The sequence below is a fragment of the Exiguobacterium sp. s28 genome (assembly GCF_018618135.1).
Classification (GTDB): Bacteria; Bacillota; Bacilli; order Exiguobacteriales; family Exiguobacteriaceae; genus Exiguobacterium; species Exiguobacterium mexicanum_A.
This window is the reverse complement of sequence record NZ_JACSLL010000018.1, coordinates 23,704-43,663: the sequence shown is the minus strand read 5'-3', so window position 1 is coordinate 43,663 and position 19,960 is coordinate 23,704. Positions and strand designations below refer to the sequence as shown.

General features: G+C 51.6%; 19 protein-coding genes and 2 tRNA genes. All 21 read right to left on the bottom strand.

Going from position 1 to position 19,960, the window contains the following annotated elements; genetic code table 11:
• Positions 1 to 323 precede the first annotated feature (323 nt).
• The 21 genes from lysS to yabN all read right to left on the bottom strand — a co-directional run bounded on the left by lysS (position 324) and on the right by yabN (position 19,959).
• Positions 324 to 1,814 carry a lysine--tRNA ligase gene (gene lysS, locus KNP78_RS14575; RefSeq protein ID WP_021068200.1) on the bottom strand — a complete coding sequence of 497 codons (1,491 nt, stop codon included), beginning with the start codon at positions 1,812 to 1,814 and terminating at the stop codon, positions 324 to 326.
• 145 nt (positions 1,815 to 1,959) lie between these two features.
• Positions 1,960 to 2,898 (bottom strand): tRNA dihydrouridine synthase DusB, encoded by a 939-nt coding sequence (dusB, locus tag KNP78_RS14570; protein ID WP_233005531.1) that lies wholly within the window; start codon positions 2,896 to 2,898, stop codon positions 1,960 to 1,962.
• 79 nt (positions 2,899 to 2,977) lie between these two features.
• Entirely contained in the window at positions 2,978 to 3,481 is a 504-nt protein-coding gene (gene folK, locus KNP78_RS14565; RefSeq protein ID WP_034781818.1) for a 2-amino-4-hydroxy-6-hydroxymethyldihydropteridine diphosphokinase, read from the bottom strand.
• A complete protein-coding gene (gene folB, locus KNP78_RS14560) occupies positions 3,478 to 3,843 on the bottom strand; it encodes a dihydroneopterin aldolase (RefSeq protein WP_034781816.1) in 366 nt (121 codons plus the stop codon). Before folB ends, folK begins: the two co-directional genes overlap by 4 nt.
• A complete protein-coding gene (gene folP, locus KNP78_RS14555; RefSeq protein ID WP_021068196.1) occupies positions 3,836 to 4,621 on the bottom strand; it encodes a dihydropteroate synthase in 786 nt (261 codons plus the stop codon). Before folP ends, folB begins: the two co-directional genes overlap by 8 nt.
• Positions 4,618 to 5,448: an aminotransferase class IV gene (locus tag KNP78_RS14550; protein ID WP_214825186.1), complete on the bottom strand. Its 831-nt coding sequence runs from the start codon at positions 5,446 to 5,448 to the stop codon at positions 4,618 to 4,620. The genes folP and KNP78_RS14550 overlap by 4 nt, the downstream gene beginning before the upstream one ends.
• Positions 5,432 to 6,016, bottom strand: a complete 585-nt coding sequence (gene pabA / locus KNP78_RS14545; RefSeq protein ID WP_214755085.1) for an aminodeoxychorismate/anthranilate synthase component II — start codon at positions 6,014 to 6,016, stop codon at positions 5,432 to 5,434. The genes KNP78_RS14550 and pabA overlap by 17 nt, the downstream gene beginning before the upstream one ends.
• Complete coding sequence (locus KNP78_RS14540) at positions 6,013 to 7,392, bottom strand: anthranilate synthase component I family protein (RefSeq protein ID WP_214755086.1); 1,380 nt, start codon at positions 7,390 to 7,392, stop codon at positions 6,013 to 6,015. Before KNP78_RS14540 ends, pabA begins: the two co-directional genes overlap by 4 nt.
• A gap of 94 nt (positions 7,393 to 7,486) precedes the next feature.
• Positions 7,487 to 8,440, bottom strand: coding sequence for a cysteine synthase A (gene cysK, locus KNP78_RS14535; protein ID WP_021068192.1), 954 nt, complete (start codon positions 8,438 to 8,440; stop codon positions 7,487 to 7,489).
• 86 nt (positions 8,441 to 8,526) lie between these two features.
• On the bottom strand, positions 8,527 to 9,453 hold the full coding sequence (gene hslO, locus KNP78_RS14530) for an Hsp33 family molecular chaperone HslO (protein ID WP_051627654.1): 927 nt from the start codon (positions 9,451 to 9,453) through the stop codon (positions 8,527 to 8,529).
• 20 nt (positions 9,454 to 9,473) lie between these two features.
• Positions 9,474 to 10,238, bottom strand: a complete 765-nt coding sequence (locus tag KNP78_RS14525) for a type III pantothenate kinase (protein ID WP_021068190.1) — start codon at positions 10,236 to 10,238, stop codon at positions 9,474 to 9,476.
• A 94-nt stretch (positions 10,239 to 10,332) separates the two neighbouring features.
• On the bottom strand, positions 10,333 to 12,360 hold the full coding sequence (ftsH, locus tag KNP78_RS14520; protein ID WP_034781808.1) for an ATP-dependent zinc metalloprotease FtsH: 2,028 nt from the start codon (positions 12,358 to 12,360) through the stop codon (positions 10,333 to 10,335).
• A gap of 105 nt (positions 12,361 to 12,465) precedes the next feature.
• On the bottom strand, positions 12,466 to 13,011 hold the full coding sequence (hpt, locus tag KNP78_RS14515; protein WP_021068188.1) for a hypoxanthine phosphoribosyltransferase: 546 nt from the start codon (positions 13,009 to 13,011) through the stop codon (positions 12,466 to 12,468).
• Positions 13,012 to 13,046: 35 nt separating this feature from the next.
• A complete protein-coding gene (tilS, locus tag KNP78_RS14510; protein ID WP_214825184.1) occupies positions 13,047 to 14,276 on the bottom strand; it encodes a tRNA lysidine(34) synthetase TilS in 1,230 nt (409 codons plus the stop codon).
• A gap of 68 nt (positions 14,277 to 14,344) precedes the next feature.
• Positions 14,345 to 14,416, bottom strand: a tRNA-Glu gene (locus KNP78_RS14505).
• Positions 14,417 to 14,425: 9 nt separating this feature from the next.
• A tRNA-Met gene (locus tag KNP78_RS14500) sits at positions 14,426 to 14,502 on the bottom strand.
• Positions 14,503 to 14,644: 142 nt separating this feature from the next.
• On the bottom strand, positions 14,645 to 17,047 hold the full coding sequence (locus KNP78_RS14495) for a YhgE/Pip domain-containing protein (RefSeq protein ID WP_214825182.1): 2,403 nt from the start codon (positions 17,045 to 17,047) through the stop codon (positions 14,645 to 14,647).
• A 196-nt stretch (positions 17,048 to 17,243) separates the two neighbouring features.
• Positions 17,244 to 17,780, bottom strand: a complete 537-nt coding sequence (locus KNP78_RS14490) for a S1 domain-containing RNA-binding protein (protein WP_034781804.1) — start codon at positions 17,778 to 17,780, stop codon at positions 17,244 to 17,246.
• A 74-nt stretch (positions 17,781 to 17,854) separates the two neighbouring features.
• Complete coding sequence (locus KNP78_RS14485; protein ID WP_034781803.1) at positions 17,855 to 18,229, bottom strand: FtsB family cell division protein; 375 nt, start codon at positions 18,227 to 18,229, stop codon at positions 17,855 to 17,857.
• Between the two features lie 45 nt (positions 18,230 to 18,274).
• Complete coding sequence (locus KNP78_RS14480) at positions 18,275 to 18,547, bottom strand: RNA-binding S4 domain-containing protein (RefSeq protein ID WP_021065741.1); 273 nt, start codon at positions 18,545 to 18,547, stop codon at positions 18,275 to 18,277.
• Complete coding sequence (gene yabN, locus KNP78_RS14475; protein ID WP_214825179.1) at positions 18,544 to 19,959, bottom strand: bifunctional methyltransferase/pyrophosphohydrolase YabN; 1,416 nt, start codon at positions 19,957 to 19,959, stop codon at positions 18,544 to 18,546. The genes KNP78_RS14480 and yabN overlap by 4 nt, the downstream gene beginning before the upstream one ends.
• Between the last annotated feature and the right edge of the window lies 1 nt (position 19,960).

The following is a 19,960-nucleotide window of genomic DNA, read 5'->3' as shown; positions in this document are numbered from 1 at the left end:
ATAGCTCTTTAAAAATGACGAAGCTTGCGCTTCATTCAAAAATTGTAAAACTTATTTTTGCCTCATCGTTCAGTTTTCAAAGTTCGTCTATCGCTCATTGGCGACTCTTAAAATAATACAAGTCATCGACACAGTTGTCAACCACTTTTTTTATTCTTTTCCGCTGCCATCAGCGGCAACGTTTATTACTTTACCGCATCCCTAAATAGAACGCAAGACTTTTTGCAAAAGTTTTTCTAAAAAAGTTTTTAGCCTCTTTAAATCGGCAACATTCTCCATAGAAAAACCTCTCGCTCGTAAGAGCGAGAGGTTAAAACGATTCTTTACTGTTGGTGTCTCATCGTCGGGAACAATAGAACATCACGAATCGATGGTGCATTCGTCAACAACATGACGAGGCGATCGATTCCGATTCCAAGACCGCCCGTTGGTGGCATTCCGTATTCGAGCGCCTCAAGGAAATCGTTGTCCAATTCATGGGCTTCGTCATTCCCTGCTTCTTTCTCAAGAAGTTGAGCTTCGAAACGCTCACGCTGATCAATCGGATCATTCAATTCCGTGAAGGCGTTCGCATGTTCACGACGAACGATGAACAATTCGAATCGATCCGTGAAGCGTGGATCTGTATCGTTCTTTTTCGCCAATGGCGATACTTCGACAGGGTGACCTGTGACAAACGTCGGTTGTAACAATGTTTCTTCGACTTTCTGCTCAAAGAATTCATTGACGATGTGACCGAACGTCATATGGTCTTGAATCTCGACACCGTGCTCTTTTGCAAGTGCACGTGCATCTTCATCAGACATCTGTTGCCAGAAATCGACGCCTGTTTCTTCTTTAACCAAGTCGACCATGTGCGCACGTTTCCAACCGACAGCCAAATGAATCGTATCTTCTCCATATTGAACGTCCGTCGTGCCAAGAACTTCTTGGGCTACGTGAGCTACGAGTTCTTCCGTCAAATCCATGATGTCATTATAGTCCGCATACGCTTCATACAATTCAATCATCGTGAACTCTGGGTTATGACGTGTTGAGATCCCCTCATTACGGAAGACACGGCCAATCTCATACACGCGCTCGAGACCACCGACAATCAAGCGCTTCAAATGAAGCTCGATGGCGATTCGCATATATAATTCCATATCAAGTGCATTATGGTGCGTCAAGAACGGACGGGCCGCCGCTCCACCTGCGATTGTATGCAACATCGGCGTTTCGACTTCCAAGTAACCGCGATGGTTCAAGAAATTCCGAATTTCCGAGATGATGCGGCTACGCAGAATAAACGTTTGACGCGAATCGTTATTCGTAATCAAATCCAAGTAGCGCTGGCGATAGCGTTGCTCCACATCTTTTAAACCATGATATTTATCAGGAAGCGGACGAAGTGCTTTTGTTAAGAGTTCAAACTCTTCAACATGAATCGACAATTCGCCGACGTTCGTCTTGAACAACTTCCCTTTCACACCGACGATGTCACCAAGGTCAGATGATTTGAATAAATCGAACGGTTCGTCACCTACGTCATTTTTACGAACGTAAATTTGGATTTGTCCTGTGACGTCTTGGATGTGGGCAAAGAAGACTTTCCCTTTTCCACGTTTCGTCATGATTCGTCCGGCAAGCGTCACTTCGACGTCTTGTTCGGCCAAGGCTTCTTTTTCAATCGCCTCATATTGTTCATGTAATTCACCGGCGTGGGCAGAACGTTCGAACCGACGTCCGAACGGGTCAAGCCCTTGTTCACGCATCTCGGTCATTTTTTCAAACCGAACCTGCATTTGGTCATTCATTTCCAACTCGTGACTCACTACTCCATTCACTCCTCTATACGTATTGGGGATGTCTAATAAAAAACTGTCAGCCTCACGGCCAACAGCACAGCCTAAACCGTTTGCTTGTGTGGTTCACTTTTTCGCCAAACAAGCTTACCACAAATCAATTTTTTTCACTAGTTCACACTTCTTGCATTTGTCGCTCGAGCTGTTCCACAAAATGATACAACACGATGCCAAAAGCATCTCGCGATTCCGTTTCGTTGATTTGCTTCCGAACCGGGCCGCTGCCTTTCAACCCTTTCAAGTACCACGCCGCATGTTGACGCATCTCGCGAACGGCCGTCACTTCTCCTTTGATGGCAATCAATCGATCGAGGTGCAACATACAGATGTCGATTTTTTCACGCGCCGCTGGTTCTGGCGGAAGTTCACCCGTCTCCAAATACTGCACCGTTTGATACAGCATCCATGGGTTACCAAGTGCTGCCCGCCCGATCATGACGGCATCGACACCGTAGTGATCAATCGCATGTTTTGCTTCTTGAGGTGTCGAGATATCGCCGTTACCGATAATCGGAACCGTCGCAATCTTCTTGGCTTCGCCAATCCAATCCCAGTTTGCAGTTCCTTCATATTGTTGAGACCGCGTACGACCATGAATCGCAATCGCCGCCGCTCCTCCAGATTGAGCCGCCCGAACATTGTCGAGAATATAAATATGGTCTTCGTCCCAACCGAGGCGCATTTTGACCGTGACCGGCTTATCCACCGCTTGCGACACGGCGTTCACCATCTCGTAAACTTTGTCCGGGTCAAGCAACCATTTGGCACCCGCCTCACACTTCGTGACTTTCGGGACTGGGCAACCCATATTGATATCGATGATGTCCGCATTCGTGTTTTGATCCACGTACTGGGCCGCTCTGACGAGTGTGTCTTTCGAACCGCCAAAAATCTGAAGGCTGAGCGGCTTTTCCCGTTCATCGACGTACAGCATCCGGAGCGTTCTTGCGTTCTCCAATAAAATCCCTTTATCGCTGACCATTTCAGCACAGACGAGTCCCGCGCCAAATTCTTTAGCGATCAGACGAAACGCAGGGTTTGTCACTCCGGCCATCGGGGCAAGGACGGCGCGGTTCTTTATATCGATGTTACCAATTTTGAACCCTGACACTTCTCCACTTCCTTTGCTAACGTTAAACCGAGCTGACCAATGATTGTAACGGCCCGAGACGGAAGACATCTTGTCGTTCCGACGCAGGAAGGGCTTCTAGCAACGCCCGCACCGTCATTCCCTTTACCTCGACCGCCGGAGCAATCTCCGCGAACGGGGCAAGGACAAAAGCGCGTTCATGCATCCGTGGATGCGGAACAGTTAACTGCTTCGATTGTATATCTTCGCTGTTATAGACCAAGATGTCAAGGTCGATTGTACGCGGTCCATTCTTGAATAGTCGTTCTCTCCCTAGGTCCCGTTCAATCTGTTGGAGTTGAAGCAAGGCTGCTTCCGCAGAAAGGGACGGCTCGACTTCGACGACCATATTATAGAAGGATGGCTGATCTGTGTATCCGACCGGTGCCGTCTCATATACGGATGACTCTTTCGTCACCTGAAGACCGTTTACCGCCATCGCTTGAATCGCTTCTGCCAGATAGTTGGCACGCTCCCCAATGTTCGAGCCCAGCGCTACGTACATCATACGTTCCGTCTCCGTGTCATCTCAATTGCGACTGAGTCATAATGACCCGGGATGGGCGGGTCCGGCTTAATCACTTTGACGGTGACGCTTTGAATCTTGTCGCTGTGGGCCAAAACAGCCGTCGTGATGCGCTCGCCCAGCGCCTCAAGTAGATTGACTGGCTCCCCGGTGACGATGTCTTCCGTCAATTGATAGAGACCGGCGTAGCTGACCCCGTCTGATAAATCATCCGATTGTCCCGCCGGCGCCAAATCCAACTCACACATCAAATCGATGTTAAACCGTTGACCGAGTCGATTCTCTTCTTCAAACACACCGTGATAGCCATAGAAACGCATCCCATTCACAAACATCTTATCCAATTTGTCCGCCTCCCAGCATCGCGTCCATCATGAGTGACGCTCGTTTATTCTCTCGTACGTCATGGACCCGAATCCACGCACAGCCTTTCATGATGCCTAGACACGTCGTCGCCAGTGTCCCTTCCAGTCGTTCTTCGGTCGGTAAATCAAGCGCTTGCCCGATAAATGATTTCCGCGACGTTCCGAGTAACACCGGATAACCGAGGTTCGTGATCACGTCGAGTCGATTCATCAACTCCATGTTTTGCGCATAGTCTTTCGCAAAGCCGATTCCCGGGTCTAACCAAATCATCTCATCCGGCACACCGGCCGCTTGGGCGATTTCAATCGATTCGTACAAGTCACCGACGACCTCCTCAATGAAATGGCCATAATTTCGATTGTCGCGATTGTGCATCAAGATGATGGGAACGTTAAACGCCCGTGCCACTTGTGCCATCGATTGATCGCCCCACTTCGAGCCCCAGACGTCATTGATGATATCGGCCCCGGCTTCTAATGCCGCCTTTGCCACCACCGGTTTGTACGTATCGATCGAGATGAGCACGTCGAGCTCTTGCTTCAGTTGACGAATGACAGGAACGACTCGCTCGATTTCTTCTTCCGCCGAGACGAACCGGGCTCCCGGCCGTGTCGATTCCCCGCCGATATCAATCGCGTCCGCTCCGTCTTGAACGAGTTGCTTGGCGTGAGCGACCGCCTGTTCGAGCGCCGTATACCGTCCTCCGTCCGAAAACGAATCCGGTGTCACATTTAAAATTCCCATGATTTTTGTCATCGCGTTTCTTCCCTTTCAATCGCATGCAACAAGACAGACCAACATGCTTTAAATTTTGCCCCGTCTTTTCCTGGATAGCTGTTCCCGGCATAGTCTGTGACCGGAGCAATCTGTTGAACCGAATTGGTCAACCAAATCTCGTCTGCCTGTGTAAGTTCCGCAAACGTCACATCACGTTCCTTCACATCAAACGTATCCATCACCCAACGTCGCGTGACCCCAGCCAGAGGTCCCGTCGCGAGCGGCGTCGTCCAAAGTTGGTCAGCTTCGACCCAGAAGATATTCGAGACAAGCCCTTCTACGACATGTCCTGAGTCATCGGCGAACAGTCCTTCCGCCTCCCGATCAACAAGCATGCGCTTCCCTAATATATTGTTCATATAATGATGGGATTTTAAGCGGAATGCCGCTTCGGGCCGACTTCTTGGAAACGGGATGGCTTCCAGCCGTTTTTCCGTGGGCTGGATCGATTCCGGTAACGGCTTGACGAGCAGTGTCACGTTTGGACGAGTGTAGCGTCCGTCGTAGAGTCCAAGTGGCGCCACCCCCGCGGACACGTTCAAGCGCACATACAGGTTCGGGGTCCCGTTTTGACGAACGACGTCTTGAATCGCCTGCTCCATCTCTTGTTTCGTATACGGTAAATCAATCCATAGTTCCGCTAAGCTCTTTTCGAGACGTTCCCAGTGAAGGCCAAACAAGAACGGGGTGCCATTGAACGTTCGAAACGTCTCGAATAGGCCCATCCCATATAAAAATCCGTGATCTTCCACCGGAATCGTTACTTCAGAGCTGCCCCGCAGTTCGCCGTTATGCCAAAGCCACATGACGATACACCTCGACGAAATTACGAATCATGTCTTTGCCGTGTTCTGTCAAAATCGCTTCTGGATGAAACTGGACCCCTTCAATCGGTAACGTTTCATGCCGGAGTGCCATAATTTCTCCCAGGCTCGTCTCGGCCGTGACTTTCAAGCACGGCGGTAACGCATCTCGTTCGACCGCGAGCGAATGGTAGCGTGTCACGATTGTCTGTTGCGGGATGCCGTTAAACAGCGTGTTTCCGTCATGTTGAATCGCTGACGTCTTGCCATGCATGAGCCGCTCGGCATGGACGACTTTCCCGCCGAGCGCTTGAGCAATCGCTTGATGTCCGAGACAGACGCCAAGAATTGGGATGCGACCGGCAAACGCCTGAATCGCGTCGATGCTGATACCCGCCTCACTCGGTGTGCACGGACCAGGCGAAATGACGAGATAACTTGGGGCGAGCGCTTCAATTTCCTCGATCGTGATGTCATCGTTACGACGGACGACGAGTTGTTCACCGAGCTCCCCAAAGTATTGAACTAAATTGTATGTGAACGAGTCATAGTTATCGATGAGTAAAATCATACTGTCGCCTCCGTCATTTCTTTCGCCGTCCATAGCGCTTTCGCCTTGGAAAGTGATTCGGCGTACTCCGCTTCAGGATCCGAATCAATCACAATCCCGGCACCAGCCTGAACATGGGCGATTCCGTCCTTCACGACCATCGTCCGAATCGTGATGTTGAACACGAGGTCATCATCCCAACTAAGCCAGCCGTATGAGCCGGTGTAAATCCCACGCCGGACCGGTTCGAGTTCCTCGATGATTTCCATCGTCCGGATTTTCGGCGCCCCGGTGATGGTGCCGCCCGGGAACATCGCGCCGAGTGCTTCGGCTCCCGATACGCCGTCCCGCATCAGACCGCGCACGTTCGAGACGATATGTTGGACGTGCGAGTACTTCTCGATGACCATCAGTTCATCGACATGCACTGTCCCGTAAGCCGCGACTTTGCCCAAGTCGTTTCGTTCCAGGTCGACGAGCATGACATGTTCGGCCCGCTCTTTCTCATTGTCGAGCAGCGTCCGAGCCAGTTCCAGATCCTCTGCCTCATCCCGGCCTCGCGGTCTCGTTCCGGCGATCGGGCGGGTCGAGATGGCGGCGCCATGTTTTTCAATCAACAGTTCTGGTGAAGCCGACACCATCGTGAGCGAGTCGTCAACGAAATAACCCATATACGGTGAAGGGTTCACTTTCCGGAGCGTGTCGTAGATGTGACGCGGGTGTGCGACAAGCGGTTCCGACTGCCGGACGCTCAAGTTCACTTGGAACACATCGCCCTCGACGATGTAGTCTTGAATCTTTTGCACGGCCGCAACGAATTCATCCTGTGACAGCGAACGGGATCGCTCGACCGTTCCACTCGTAAGCGGCGGAAACGCATAATGTGTTTCTGTTCGCCAGAGGGCGGCAAAGCGCTCGAGCTTCGCCTCCGCTTGCTCATCGGCCGTGACCATCACGTATAAAAGCGATTCTTCTTCATCGAAGACCGCTACTTCATCGAACAACAAGAACGAGACGTCCGGTGTTGCCAAATCGTCTTCCGCTTGCCGTGGTAAACGTTCGAGGGTACGGGCTACATCATAGCTCACATAACCGATCATCCCGCCGAAAAATGGGGGAGCACCTGCTGGCCGCTCGGTGGCGTACCGGGTCCGAATTGTTTCGACGATGTCGAGCGGGGCACCGTAAAGTGTTTCCGTCGCCTCTGATGTCTCGAGCGTTCCGATCCCATCTTTCACGTGAAGCGAAGCGAACGGCTCAATCCCGGCCATCGTATAGCGGCCGGCGCGTCCGCTCTCTAACCACGCATAGTGCTTCTTCCCTTCAGTTAATGTCATATACGTGTCGTACATCTTCTCTTTTGTCATGCGCATGGTTTTGAACGCTGTTTGTCTCACGCCACATTCCCCCGTTCCACTGATTCATGCCTTTAATTGTACACAAGAAAAGGCAGTTACCGAAAGAAGTTGTCTCCCGGTAACTGCCGTTTGTTTACGAGCGTACGCTATCTGATTCTTCATCGAATTGATAGAGCGGTGTGCTGAGGTAGCGTTCTCCGTTTGACGGGATAATCGCCAACACGTTTTTTCCTTTACCGAGACGTTTCGCCGTATCGACAGCGGCTGCGATCGCCGCCCCAGATGAGATGCCTCCGAGCACGCCGTTCGTTTTGGCCGCAAGACGTGCGTATTCGAACGCCTGATCGGTCGTGATTTGAAGGACACCTTCATAAATCTCCGTATCGAGAATCGACGGGATGAACCCGGCCCCGATCCCTTGGATTTTATGCGGGCCTGGTTTACCACCCGACAAGACCGGTGAATCGACCGGTTCGACCGCTAAGATTTGAACGTTCGGATAGTGGGCTTTCAACACTTTACCCGCTCCCGTGATTGTTCCGCCTGTCCCGACGCCGGCGATGAACGCATCGACTTGAAGGCCTGACGCATCGAACGCGTCGACGATTTCAGGTCCCGTCGTCATCTCGTGCACGTTCGGGTTGGCTTCATTGTTAAACTGCTGCGGGAGGAAATAACCGTTTTGTTCAGCCTCTTCCGTCGCACGGCGAATCGCTCCGCCCATCCCTTCAGGACCCGGCGTCAAAATAAGTTCGGCGCCGTAGCCACGAAGCAAATTGCGACGTTCCATGCTCATCGTTTCCGGCATGACCAAAATCGCTTTATAGCCTTTGGCCGCACTGACCATGGCGAGACCGATTCCCGTGTTCCCACTGGTCGGTTCGATAATCGTATCTCCTGGTTTCAAGACCCCTTCTCGTTCCGCCGCTTCAATCATAGCGAGCGCAATCCGGTCTTTTACGCTAGAGCCCGGGTTCATATACTCCAATTTTAAGTAAACCGTGGCATCTTCAGCGCCAGTCAATCCATTCAACTTCACAATCGGTGTCTTTCCAATCAAGTCTGTTACTGAATCTACGATACGCATTTTATTTCCTCCTCCATAATTCCGACTATTCCGATATTGTAATCATACCCTATCAGATTCAAAATATGCAATTTGGAGCAAAGCGGTCAGCGTGCTTGTTGTTTCATCGTTTCTAATTGTTCCGCCGAGAAGTGGTATTTCTCGCCACAGAAGTGACAAACCGCTTCAGCGCCGCCATCCTCTTCAATCATGTGACGAATCTCTTCGGCACCGAGCCCGATAATCGCGCTTTCCATACGGTCGCGACCACATGTGCAATTGAATTGGACCGGCTTTTGATCCAACACTTCGAGGCTGTCGCCAAGGAGCATATGGAGCATCTCTTCCGGTGTCTTCTCTTCTCCGATGAGCACCGACACTGGCGGGAACGTTTTGAGCGCCTGCTCAAGCGCTTGAATCGTCTCTTCTGACGCATCCGGCATCAATTGAACGATAATGCCACCGGCCGCAAGAATCGATTCATCTTCCGGGAGGACGAGCACACCCGCACCGACGACTGACGGCACTTGTTCTGACGTCGCGAAGTAGTACGTGAAGTCTTCGCTAATCTCACCCGTTTGAATCTCAGACGAGCCGCCGACAAAATCTTTTAAACCGAGGTCTTTAATCACCGAAATCGTCCCGCGTCCGACGGCTTCGCCAACTTTTAGCTTCGTCAAACCGTGATCATTCACGAACGTGCCGCCTTCGACACGAGGATGTGATACGTAACCGCGCACGTCTCCCGCCGTATCAGCATCGACGATGATTTTCCCGATTGGTCCATCGCCTTCGACTTTGAGCGTCACGCGAGCGGCGCCTTTTTGCATCGCACCGATCATCGTCCCGATCGTCATCGTGCGCCCGAGCGCTGCTGAAGCGACCGGTGTCGTCTGGTGACGGAGTTGCGTTTCAAAGATCGTTTTCGTCGTCCGGACGGCAAACGCGCGGACTTCCCCGTTGAACCCGAGGGCACGGACGAGGTAATCGGCTTTCATTTGGTCAAGTAATGCTTGTTGTTCTGGTTGAATCATATTGAGTAACTCCTTTAAGTTTATTTCTGGTTGCGCTCATAGATGAGACGAAGCCCATCGAGCGTTAAAAATGAATCGACGACATCAATCGTCTCGGCATGCTCGCTAATCAAACGTGCGAGACCGCCTGTGGCAATCACGGTCGCTTCTCCGACTTCACGCTTCATGCGGCCGACAATGCCATCGACTTGTGCGACATAGCCGTAATACGTCCCGGACTGCATCGCTTGAATTGTATTTTTCCCAACGACCGTAGGTGGCGTCGCGAGCTCGATACGAGGTAATTTAGCCGCCCGTTGGTAGAGCGCCTCGACCGAGATCATGATCCCCGGCGAGATAATTCCTCCGTGATAGCGGCGATTCTCATCGATATAGCAGTATGTCGTCGCCGTACCGAAATCGACGATGATGAGCGGTCCATCATACTTGGCGATTCCAGCGACCGCGTTAACGATGCGGTCCGCTCCGACTTCGCGCGGATTGTCGACATGAATGTCGAGACCGGTTTTCACGCCGGGACCGACGACGATTGGCCGGACGTTGAAATAACGTTGCGACATCTGCTCGAGCGGAAAGATGACCGGTGGGACGACCGAAGATAGAATCACGCCGTCAATCTGATCGAACGAAACGTTCGAATGATCGAACAGCGATTTCACGAGCATGCCGTATTCATCGGTCGTTTTCGTGCGGTCGGTCGAGATGCGCCAATGATGGACGAGCGTCTCGCCGTCATACATCCCAAGGACAATATTTGTATTCCCAACATCAATCACTAAAATCATGATAGCGTTCCTCACTTTGTTGTCAATTACAGTTCGCTCGAATTATAACACGAAAAAAGACGAATGCCTTGTTTAGGGCATTCGTCTCTTACACTTAGCGTGATTCGTTGTTCGGGCGTTCCGTCGGCGTCGCTTCCGGCTTATCACCTTCAGGGACAACGTCCGGCTTCGCTTCTTGAACGACTCCAGGCTGATCGATGACTTGTCCGTGCTTGACGGCCGCCTCATCTTTCTTCGCTTCGTCGCTTGCATCATCTTTCGATGGTTCAGACGGCTCTTCCGGTTCGTGCGGAAGGTATTCGCGCGTCTTGATCAAGTGACGAATCTGTTTCGAATCGAGCGTCTCGACTTCGAGCAACGTCTTCGCGACGAGCTCAAGATCGTCTTTACGATCCGTCAATATTTGTTTCGCTTTGGCGTAACAACGGTTGATGATATCACGAATCTCGAGGTCGATGTCTTGTGCAATCGCATCCGAGTAGTTCTGTTCCGTTTGGAAGTCACGGCCGAGGAAGACTTGTCCACCATGGTTCGACCCAAGTTGGAGCGGCCCGAGCTTATCGCTCATCCCGTAATCCATGACCATCTTCCGGGCGATACCAGTCGCACGTTGGAAGTCATTACTTGCTCCTGTTGACACTTCACCGAAGATGACGTCTTCCGCCACGCGGCCCCCGAGGAGACCGACGATTTTATCTTCAAGCTCAGGTTTCGTCATGAAGTAGCGATCTTCTTTTGGAAGCATGACGACATAGCCGCCTGCGTTACCGCGAGGAACGATCGTCACTTTATGCACTTCATCTGCATTCTCAAGTTCAATCCCGATAATCGTATGACCCGCTTCATGATAGGCGACGATTTGTCGTTCTTTCTCCGAGATGACACGGCTCTTCTTAGAAGGACCGGCGATGACGCGGTCAATCGCTTCCTCAACATCCACGACTGATACCGCTGAACGGTCAGACCGGGCTGCGACGAGCGCTGCTTCGTTCAATAAGTTTTCAAGGTCAGCACCTGAGAATCCAGGTGTCCGCTGCGCAATCGACTTCAAGTCGACTGTCGAGTCAAGTGGCTTGTTGCGGGCGTGAACTTTGAGTACCGCTTCACGGCCTTTCACATCCGGACGATCAACCGTGATTTGACGGTCAAAACGGCCTGGGCGAAGAAGGGCCGGGTCAAGAATATCCGGACGGTTCGTCGCGGCAATCATGATGATGCCTTCGTTGTCACTGAATCCATCCATCTCGACAAGAAGTTGGTTAAGCGTTTGTTCACGCTCGTCATGGCCACCACCGAGGCCGGCGCCACGTTGACGTCCGACCGCATCGATTTCATCGATAAAGATGATACACGGTGCGTTCTTTTTCGCATTCTCGAACAAGTCACGTACACGTGACGCCCCGACACCGACGAACATTTCGACGAAGTCAGAACCTGAGATTGAGAAGAACGGTACACCGGCTTCTCCTGCAGCTGCACGAGCGAGCAATGTTTTACCTGTTCCCGGAGGACCGACAAGCAAGACACCTTTCGGAATCCGTGCCCCGAGTTTCGAGAACTTACGTGGGTCTTTCAAGAATTCAACGACTTCGATGAGCTCTTGCTTCTCTTCATCCGCTCCGGCAACGTCTTCAAACGTCACACGGCGCTTCTCTTGATCGTATAATTTCGCCTTCGATTTCCCGAAGTTCATCACACGACCACCACCACCGCCACCTTGGGCTTGGTTGAGCAAGAAGAAGAATAAGATGAAGATGATGATGAACGGTAAGATCGCGAATACGATGCTGAACCAGCTACCACTCGACTCTGCTTCTTCGATTTGGATGTCGGTATCCGCGCGAAGTGACGAGAGCACTTCGGCGTATTCGGCCTCGTTGGCCGGGATATTCGTTTCAAAACGCTGATCTTCGTCTCCTGTTAGATCTCCTGTAATTGAGATGGCTCCCGGAATTTCTTGTACGGTTGCCGTTTCAATCCGACCTTCTTCCACATATTCCAAGAACTTCGAATACGTAAGCGTCTCGCTCTGGCTATTCGGGTTTTGTAAATATTGAAGGAACAAGATCAAGGCTAGGAAAATCACACCGAAAACTAAGGTGTTTTTCACTGCACGATTCATTCTCTGCCTCCTATTCCGAGAAACGATGTTCTCGCCCATTCAGTATATGTGTATACTTTGGGTATTTCTTTTATCTTAACACGACGCATTTTCAAAAGAAAAACGTTAGCCCCCGTAAATGCTCGGCTTGAGCACACCGACGTACGGAAGGTTACGATATTTCTCTTCGTAATCGAGACCATAGCCGACAACAAACTCGTGCGGAATAACGAAACCGCTATAATCTGCCGACAATCCGTTCTTGCGGCCCGTCGGTTTATCGAGAAGCGTCACGATTTTAACCGATTTGGCTTTGCGGTACTTGAGCAAGTCGACGAGATAGCCGAGCGTGAGTCCACTATCAATGATATCTTCTACAATCAAGATGTCGCGTCCTTCTACAGATGTATTTAAATCTTTCTCAATTTTAACTTCACCCGTCGATGACGTTCCGCCATGGTACGTCGACACGTCCATGAAATCCATTTCTAAATGGATGTCCATTTCTTTGACGAGGTCTGACATGAATGGCATCGCACCTTTTAACACGCAGACGAGGAGTGGGAACTCTTCTTTATATTCTTCGCTAAGTGTTGTAGCGAGTTCTTTCACTTTACCTTGAATCTCTTCGCTTGAAATCAGTACTTTCTCCATATCGTTCATTAATGACATCTTAAAATCCTCCTCTTTCTTATCCGACACAATCATCATTTTACCATTAATCGTGGGCACATCGCACCCGACTTATCCGGAAAATCGGAAACTCTTACCCCTACTATAGCGATAATCCGTCCCGTTGCGTCAACTACCAATGGGACAAAAGGCCGTTTTTCTCGCGGAATCTTCGCGTCAATGAAGATGCGGGCGACTTTTTTCGTCCCGACGGACAGTTTCATTGCGTCTCCAGCCTCGACAGAACGGATGATCAACGGCAACTCGATCGCCTCGAGCGGGATGCCATGTGCCTCTTCGACGATTTCAAGTGAAAATCGACTCTCACCGAACGTTACGCATGCTGGGAACGTCGTCACCACTAGTTCAGTCGGGAGAGGCAGCGGTCGATCGGTTGTCTGCAATGACAAGTTTCCACCTTGTTTCCAAAGTTGCCACGGACCTTCTAAATCAAAGTGTCCTGACCCTCGTGGATTCTCAAGAAGACGTTCCATCGCTTCTCCTACCTCTACCCCATATCGAGTAGAGAGCAATCGCCCCACGACGTGTCGCTCAAACCGATCTAAACCGAGCACGTCGTCTAGTTTCACATGAAACGCTTTCATCTCAAAATGAACTGAGGTATCCATCCACATCTCCATCCGTCGATAACGAGCGTCCCATAGTTCGCGCTGACGCCTTGCCGTCTCGCTCACGACGTAAACGAGATCCGGTCGAGCGGCGAGGAGTTGCGGGACGAGCTGATGCCGCAGCTTGTTTCGTAAGTAATCCGCTTCGGCATTGCTCGCATCTTCTCGCCATTCGAGACGATGTCGATTGGCGTAGACAATCAGTTCTCGTTTCGTTTCCGATAGGAGCGGGCGGACGAGCTCCCCTCCTGCGAACGGACGACACTCGGGAATTCCTGTTACTTCGACGACGTTACGGTGTAGTTGAATGAGAACCGTCTCGAGTTGGTCGTCCGCATGATGAGCCGTCATCAGTTGTGTATATCCGAACGTACGCATGACTTCTTCAAAGAATGCATAACGTGCTGTCCGGTAAGCAGCTTGTGAACCACCGTTCGGGAAAGCGAGCCGTTTGCCATGAAACGGCACGTCGTACGAGTCGGCCAGACGTCGCACAAATTCATACTCTTCATCCGACTCGAGACGCAATCCGTGATGGACATGGACCACCCCGATCTCAAGACCGCTCTGGACAGCACGGTCTAACAAGACGACCGAATCGACTCCACCTGACACAGCAATCAATACTTTCGTCATCCGTCGCCCTCCTTGATATAACAAAAGAAGCCATCTCGAGTGAGATGGCTTCTTTTCGCTTAGGTAAGTGACCCGTACGGGATTCGAACCCGTGTTACCGCCGTGAAAGGGCGGTGTCTTAACCGCTTGACCAACGGGCCTAAATAAAATGGTAGCGGCGGAGGGAGTCGAACCCACGACCTCACGGGTATGAACCGTACGCTCTAGCCAGCTGAGCTACACCGCCATGTTATTGTTGTGTCCTAAGCACATTTTCTATAATAACCAGTACCCACGCCAGTGTCAATTCTTTTTTAAAAGTTTTTTTACAAAAAAATCGTGTATAGTGTCGTCTTATCCACTATACACGATTTTCAGTTCGTTGTGCATCACGCTTCTGACGTCGTCAGCCGATATTTTTTCTTCCAGGCAATGTGGAAATAACCCCAAAGCAAGAAGAAACAAATAGCCGATACAAACGCTAGATATACGATAGCTTGTTGCAAATAACTCCAACCGTCCGCTGACAAAATCTCTTTATAACCAGCAACCGTATACGTCATCGGCAACCAGGCGTTGAATGGTTGTAACGCGCTCGGAATGAGTTCGAGCGGGAACGTTCCGGCCGACGTCGTCAGTTGCAGGATCAATAGGACGATGGCCACGAAACGACCTGGGTTCCCGAGTGTCGTGACGAGCAGTTGTACGATCAACAAGAAAGTGATGCTGACGAGCCAACTGAATCCGAAGAACTGCAGCGGTGCCTCGACTTCAAGTCCGAGTAGCATGACCATCGCCACATCTAAGACAAGCGCTTGAACAAAGCCGACCACGAGTAGGACACCCGATTTCGAGACGAGCCACGACAGGCTGCGTTTCGGCTTACCAGCCGGATCGTACAGCGGGTAGACGATCGAGAGCAAGAGCGCCCCGACGAATAGACCGAGTGACATGAAATACGGTGCAAAGCCCGTTCCGTAGTTCGGCACCTTATGAATCGAGTCGTTGACGACTGTGACCGGTCCGGCCATCATGTCAACGTTATCGTCTCGAATGTCGATTGCGGCTGCTTCGGCCCCATCGGCGAGCGCGTCCCGTAACTTGCTGTTGCCAGCCGCAAGTTCGGACACTCCGTCTGCGAGCTGGTCGCTACCTGACTGAAGGTCTTTACCGCCCTCTGCCAAACGTACAGCGCCGTCCGCAAGTGTGTCCGTTCCGTCACCCGCACTCTTCGCTCCGTCCGCGAGTTTTGAACTTCCTTCTGAAAGAGCTCCTGTCGCTTCGGTCAGACGGTCACTACCGGTCGCAAGTTCGGACGTCCCGTCTTTCAACTCTCCGACCCCGGCATTTATTCGGTTGCTCGCGGCAGCCAGCTCTTTCGAACTCGTAGCGGCCGTTTGAGCCCCTTGTTCCACTTGTGTCGACCCATCCGCCAACGCCTGTGCCCCGCTTGCGAGCTCGGCTTGTCCGTCACGTAACGTCACCAGTCCCGAAGCAAGTTCATTGGCACCGGCCTCTGCTTGCGTCAATCCGTCACCGAGCGCGGCCTGTCCTTCTTTCACACGCGTCGCTCCCGCTGCCAGTTCATCGAACCCGGCTGCGGTCGCTGTTTGACCTTCCGCCAATTGGGCTACGATTGCCTGTAGCATCTCTGGTGAAGCAGGTTGCCCTGCCTCGGCGAGTGCTGCCAGCTGGGTGATCAACTGATCTTGGCTGGCCAACATCTCCGTCTTCATCTGACCGATTCCGGCCACGAGTTCCGCCTCACCTGCCAATAGAGCAGCATTGCCTTCTTTCGCCGCTGTCATCGCGGCCGCCAACTCATTCGAACCGGCGCTTAGTTGAACACTGCCGTCCTTCGAGCGCTGAATCCCGGCCGCGAGTTGTTGAACGCCTTGATTGAGAGAAGCCGTCCCGCTGTGCAATTCCTCCAACTTCGAAGCGAATGTATCTGTCCCTTCGACGAGTTGGTTCGTCCCGTCTTGAAGGGCGGACGCCCCGTCATTTACTTGACGAGCCCCGTCCGATAAGGCGGCACTGCCATCATGTACTTGTCGGCTTCCGTTCGCCAACTCGGTCGTCCCTGCCTCGAGTTGCGCGACACCTTTATTCAGTTGACTCGCTCCGTCGGCCAACTCCTGTTGTTTCGAAGCGAGCAGCGCAGTCCCGTCGGCCAACTCGGTCGCGCCGTTCTCGGCCGTCTTCGAACCGTCTGCTAGTTTCGCGGCCCCGGTTGCGGCGTCATCGAGCCCAGAAGCGGCATCTTGAATTCCGTCACGCATCGCGCTGACGTACTGTTTGGCGACCTCGGTCGATAGTTCGCCTTTCACTTGTTCCATCGCCGAACCTCCGATTTGAGCCGCTAAAAAGTTATACGACTCATTGGCGATGTATTTCAGTTCGAGCTTCTCCGGCTCTTTATCGAGCGCGGTCGTCGCTTTTTCCGAGAAATCCGCCGGGATCTCAATCGCCATGTAATAGTCATGGTCGTCCAATCCTGACTCAGCCTCTCGTTTTGTCGTCTCGACAAATTCGAACGCATCAGATGTCTTTAATTTCTCCACGAGTTCATCACCGATAGTCAGTTGTTCCCCATCGAACGTTGCACCCTGGTCCTCATTCACGAGTGCCACCGGCAAGTCTTCCATTTGTCCATACGGGTCCCAAAAAGCCCATAAAAACATCCCGGCATACATGAGTGGCACGAGCGTGACCGCGAGAATCGGAATCCATACCCGTCGATCTTTCCCGATACTGCGCCATTCTGCTGTCCACAGTTTCCATCCATTCATTTCAACTCTCACCTTTCAATTATAAAACATAACTATTTTTTCATGTTCCCTATTGTGCTCGCTTCCTTTCAAAAATGCAACCCTTTTTAGTTATTTTTCATAACAAAAAAATAGACGACAAAAAAACCACAGACTGTGACAGTCTGTGGTTCGTCGTCTTTATTGTTACGAGTAGAAGCTGATGGTTTACGAAGGGTTACCCGCGCTTGGCTCCACGTCCACCGCGTTTTGAGTCGGTTTGACGTTTTAACGTTGTCAAGCGCTCGTCGCTATCTTTCAAGAACTTGCTCATCAACGTATCGAACGTTTCTGGTTCACGGCGTACTTCACGACGTCCGCCGCCACCACGTGGACCGCCACCGCGAGGACCGCCGCCACCGCGTGGGCCACCTTGTCCTGGACCACCTGGGCGTGGGCCGCCTTGACCCGGGCCACCTGGGCGTGGGCCACGAGAGAAACGCTCGCCGGCTGGGCGCTCTGGGCGTTCACTGACAGGACGATCGACGGCCTTTTTGATAGACAACCCGATTTTGCCATCGTTTTCGACGTTCAAGATTTTGACCGTCACTTCTTGACCGACCGTTAGAACCTCATTGATGTCTTTGACGTAAGAATCTGCCACTTCACTGATGTGCACCAAACCCGTTTTGCCATTTGGAAGCTCTACGAACGCTCCGAAATGCGTAATCCCTGTAACCTTACCTTGTACCTTGCTTCCTACTTCAATTGACATAAAATAATGTACTCCTTTTTTGATTGATTCCCTACAATTATACGAGTCGATTCGTCAACGGTCAACGAACCCACTTATTCCTCTGGTGAGAAGTAAAAAATAATCTCGCCATCTTTCGAGAACAACAACTCGTTGCGCGCTAGATTGGCGATGTATTCTTCGTCTTGTAAACGCTCGACCTGCTCTTTTAGTTCTGACTGTTCGTCCTTCGTTTCCCGAAGTTCGACTTGCGCTTCATTTTGTTTCCGTTCTTGCTCGGACACATATCCGACTTTCGAGAAGTAACTCTGACCGATGAAGACAATCATCAACAAAAAGAGAAGCGAGGCTGCAGCCAGGCGGCGTCGAAGATGGATACGTTGCCGGTTCTGTTCTTTTTCCAGCTGTTCTCTTCGTTCATCAAGAGCCCGAATCCGCTGTTTGCGTTCCATCGGGTTACGTCCATTCATCGAATCACCTTCCTCCTGTCCTGTTACGTTCAGTATACCTTTTTTTTACGCTTCCGTACCACTGTTCACCTTTTCTTCTTTGAGCAAGCGGTACATTTCTTTCGCGTCCTCTTTTCGAGCATGCTCGGCAATCGAGTCGATGACAACCGTGACGAGCTTGTTTCCGAAGCGAATTTGCAACTCGTCACCGACTTTGACGTCCGTGCTCGCTTTCGCCACTTGTCCGTTCAACTGAATTCGGCCTTGGTCGGCAACTTCTTTCGCCAATGTGCGCCGTTTAATCAAACGGGATACTTTCAAAAACTTGTCTAATCTCATAATCCCTTCTCCTTCGCTTCATCCCAGAGCCGATCCATCTCGTCGAGCGTCATCTCGTCGAGGGAGCCGTTCGCTTCAATGTATTCGAATCGTCTCTTAAATTTTTGGTTGGTCCGTTCGAGCGCCTGCTCAGCGTTCAACTTGAAATAGCGCGCCACGTTGACGATTGAGAACAGGACATCGCCAAGTTCTCGTTCATCTTCCGGCTGACTTCTCCACTCGCGGAGTTCTTCTTCCAACTTCTCGAACGCACCTTGAACATCGTCCCATTCGAAACCGACTTGTGCAGCTTTTTTCTGCAACTGCTCGGCCCGCATCAACCCGGGTTGAGTCATGAGGACACCATCTAGCTGCGATTTTCTTTTTTCCCCTTTTTCCACTTGTTTAATCGCATTCCAATTCGTCACGACGTCATCGGCATCGTTTACTGTCACGTCACCGAACACGTGGGGGTGACGGCGGACCATCTTCTCGCTGACGGCGCCAATGACGTCCCGGATATCGAAATAGCCTTCGTCCGCCCCGATTTGGGCGTGGAGCATGACTTGGAGCAAAACGTCACCGAGCTCTTCTACAATCGCATCATCGTCTTCCGCATCGATCGCTTCAATCAACTCATATGCTTCTTCAAGCAAATATTTGCGGAGCGACTCGTGCGTCTGCTTCCGATCCCATGGGCACCCGTCCGGTTCACGGAGCGTCGCAATAATATGCTTCAACGTCGAAAACTCGCGCGCCAAATGCGTCTCATCCATGAGCGGCGGCACATAGAGCGTCGTCAAGTTGTCGACTTCTGCCACGCGGTCCATCTCGTAGAGCGGGATTTCACTGACCCGCTCGCGTTTCGTCCCGGCGGCCGTCACGAGTTTAACGATGTGCTCATCTGGATAACGTTCCATCAACTGGACTTTCACGTCTCCGGCCACGAACCCATCATACACTTGGCCAATCAACACATGTTGGGTCACTTGAATCCGTTCCACATCGAGCGCGGTCGCATCAAGCAATTGGAAGCCGTTAATCGGATCGATGCGCAGGGCTTGGAACATGGCGTCCAAAAAGCTCTGACCGCCGAGAAACGTGACGTCCGCACCTTGCTCGACGAGCAGTTCGACGGTCCGCTCCGCTACGAACGGATGACCTGGTACAGCATAGGTGATGGCCAACTCCTCACTCTTGTCGAGCAACGTCTCAACGATTTTGGCATACACTTCCTCAAACGTATCGCACGACTCGTAAATCGAGTCGAACGATTCAAAGTGGACCCCTTCCGTCTCCAGCTCTTGAACGACCGGATGTTCTTTCGTACGCAACCAAACGAGAGGTTGCTGTTTCAAATGACGATAGACACCGAGCGGCAATTGCTCGAGTTCGCCGGACCCGAGGCCGACGACCGTAATTCCGTAACTCATA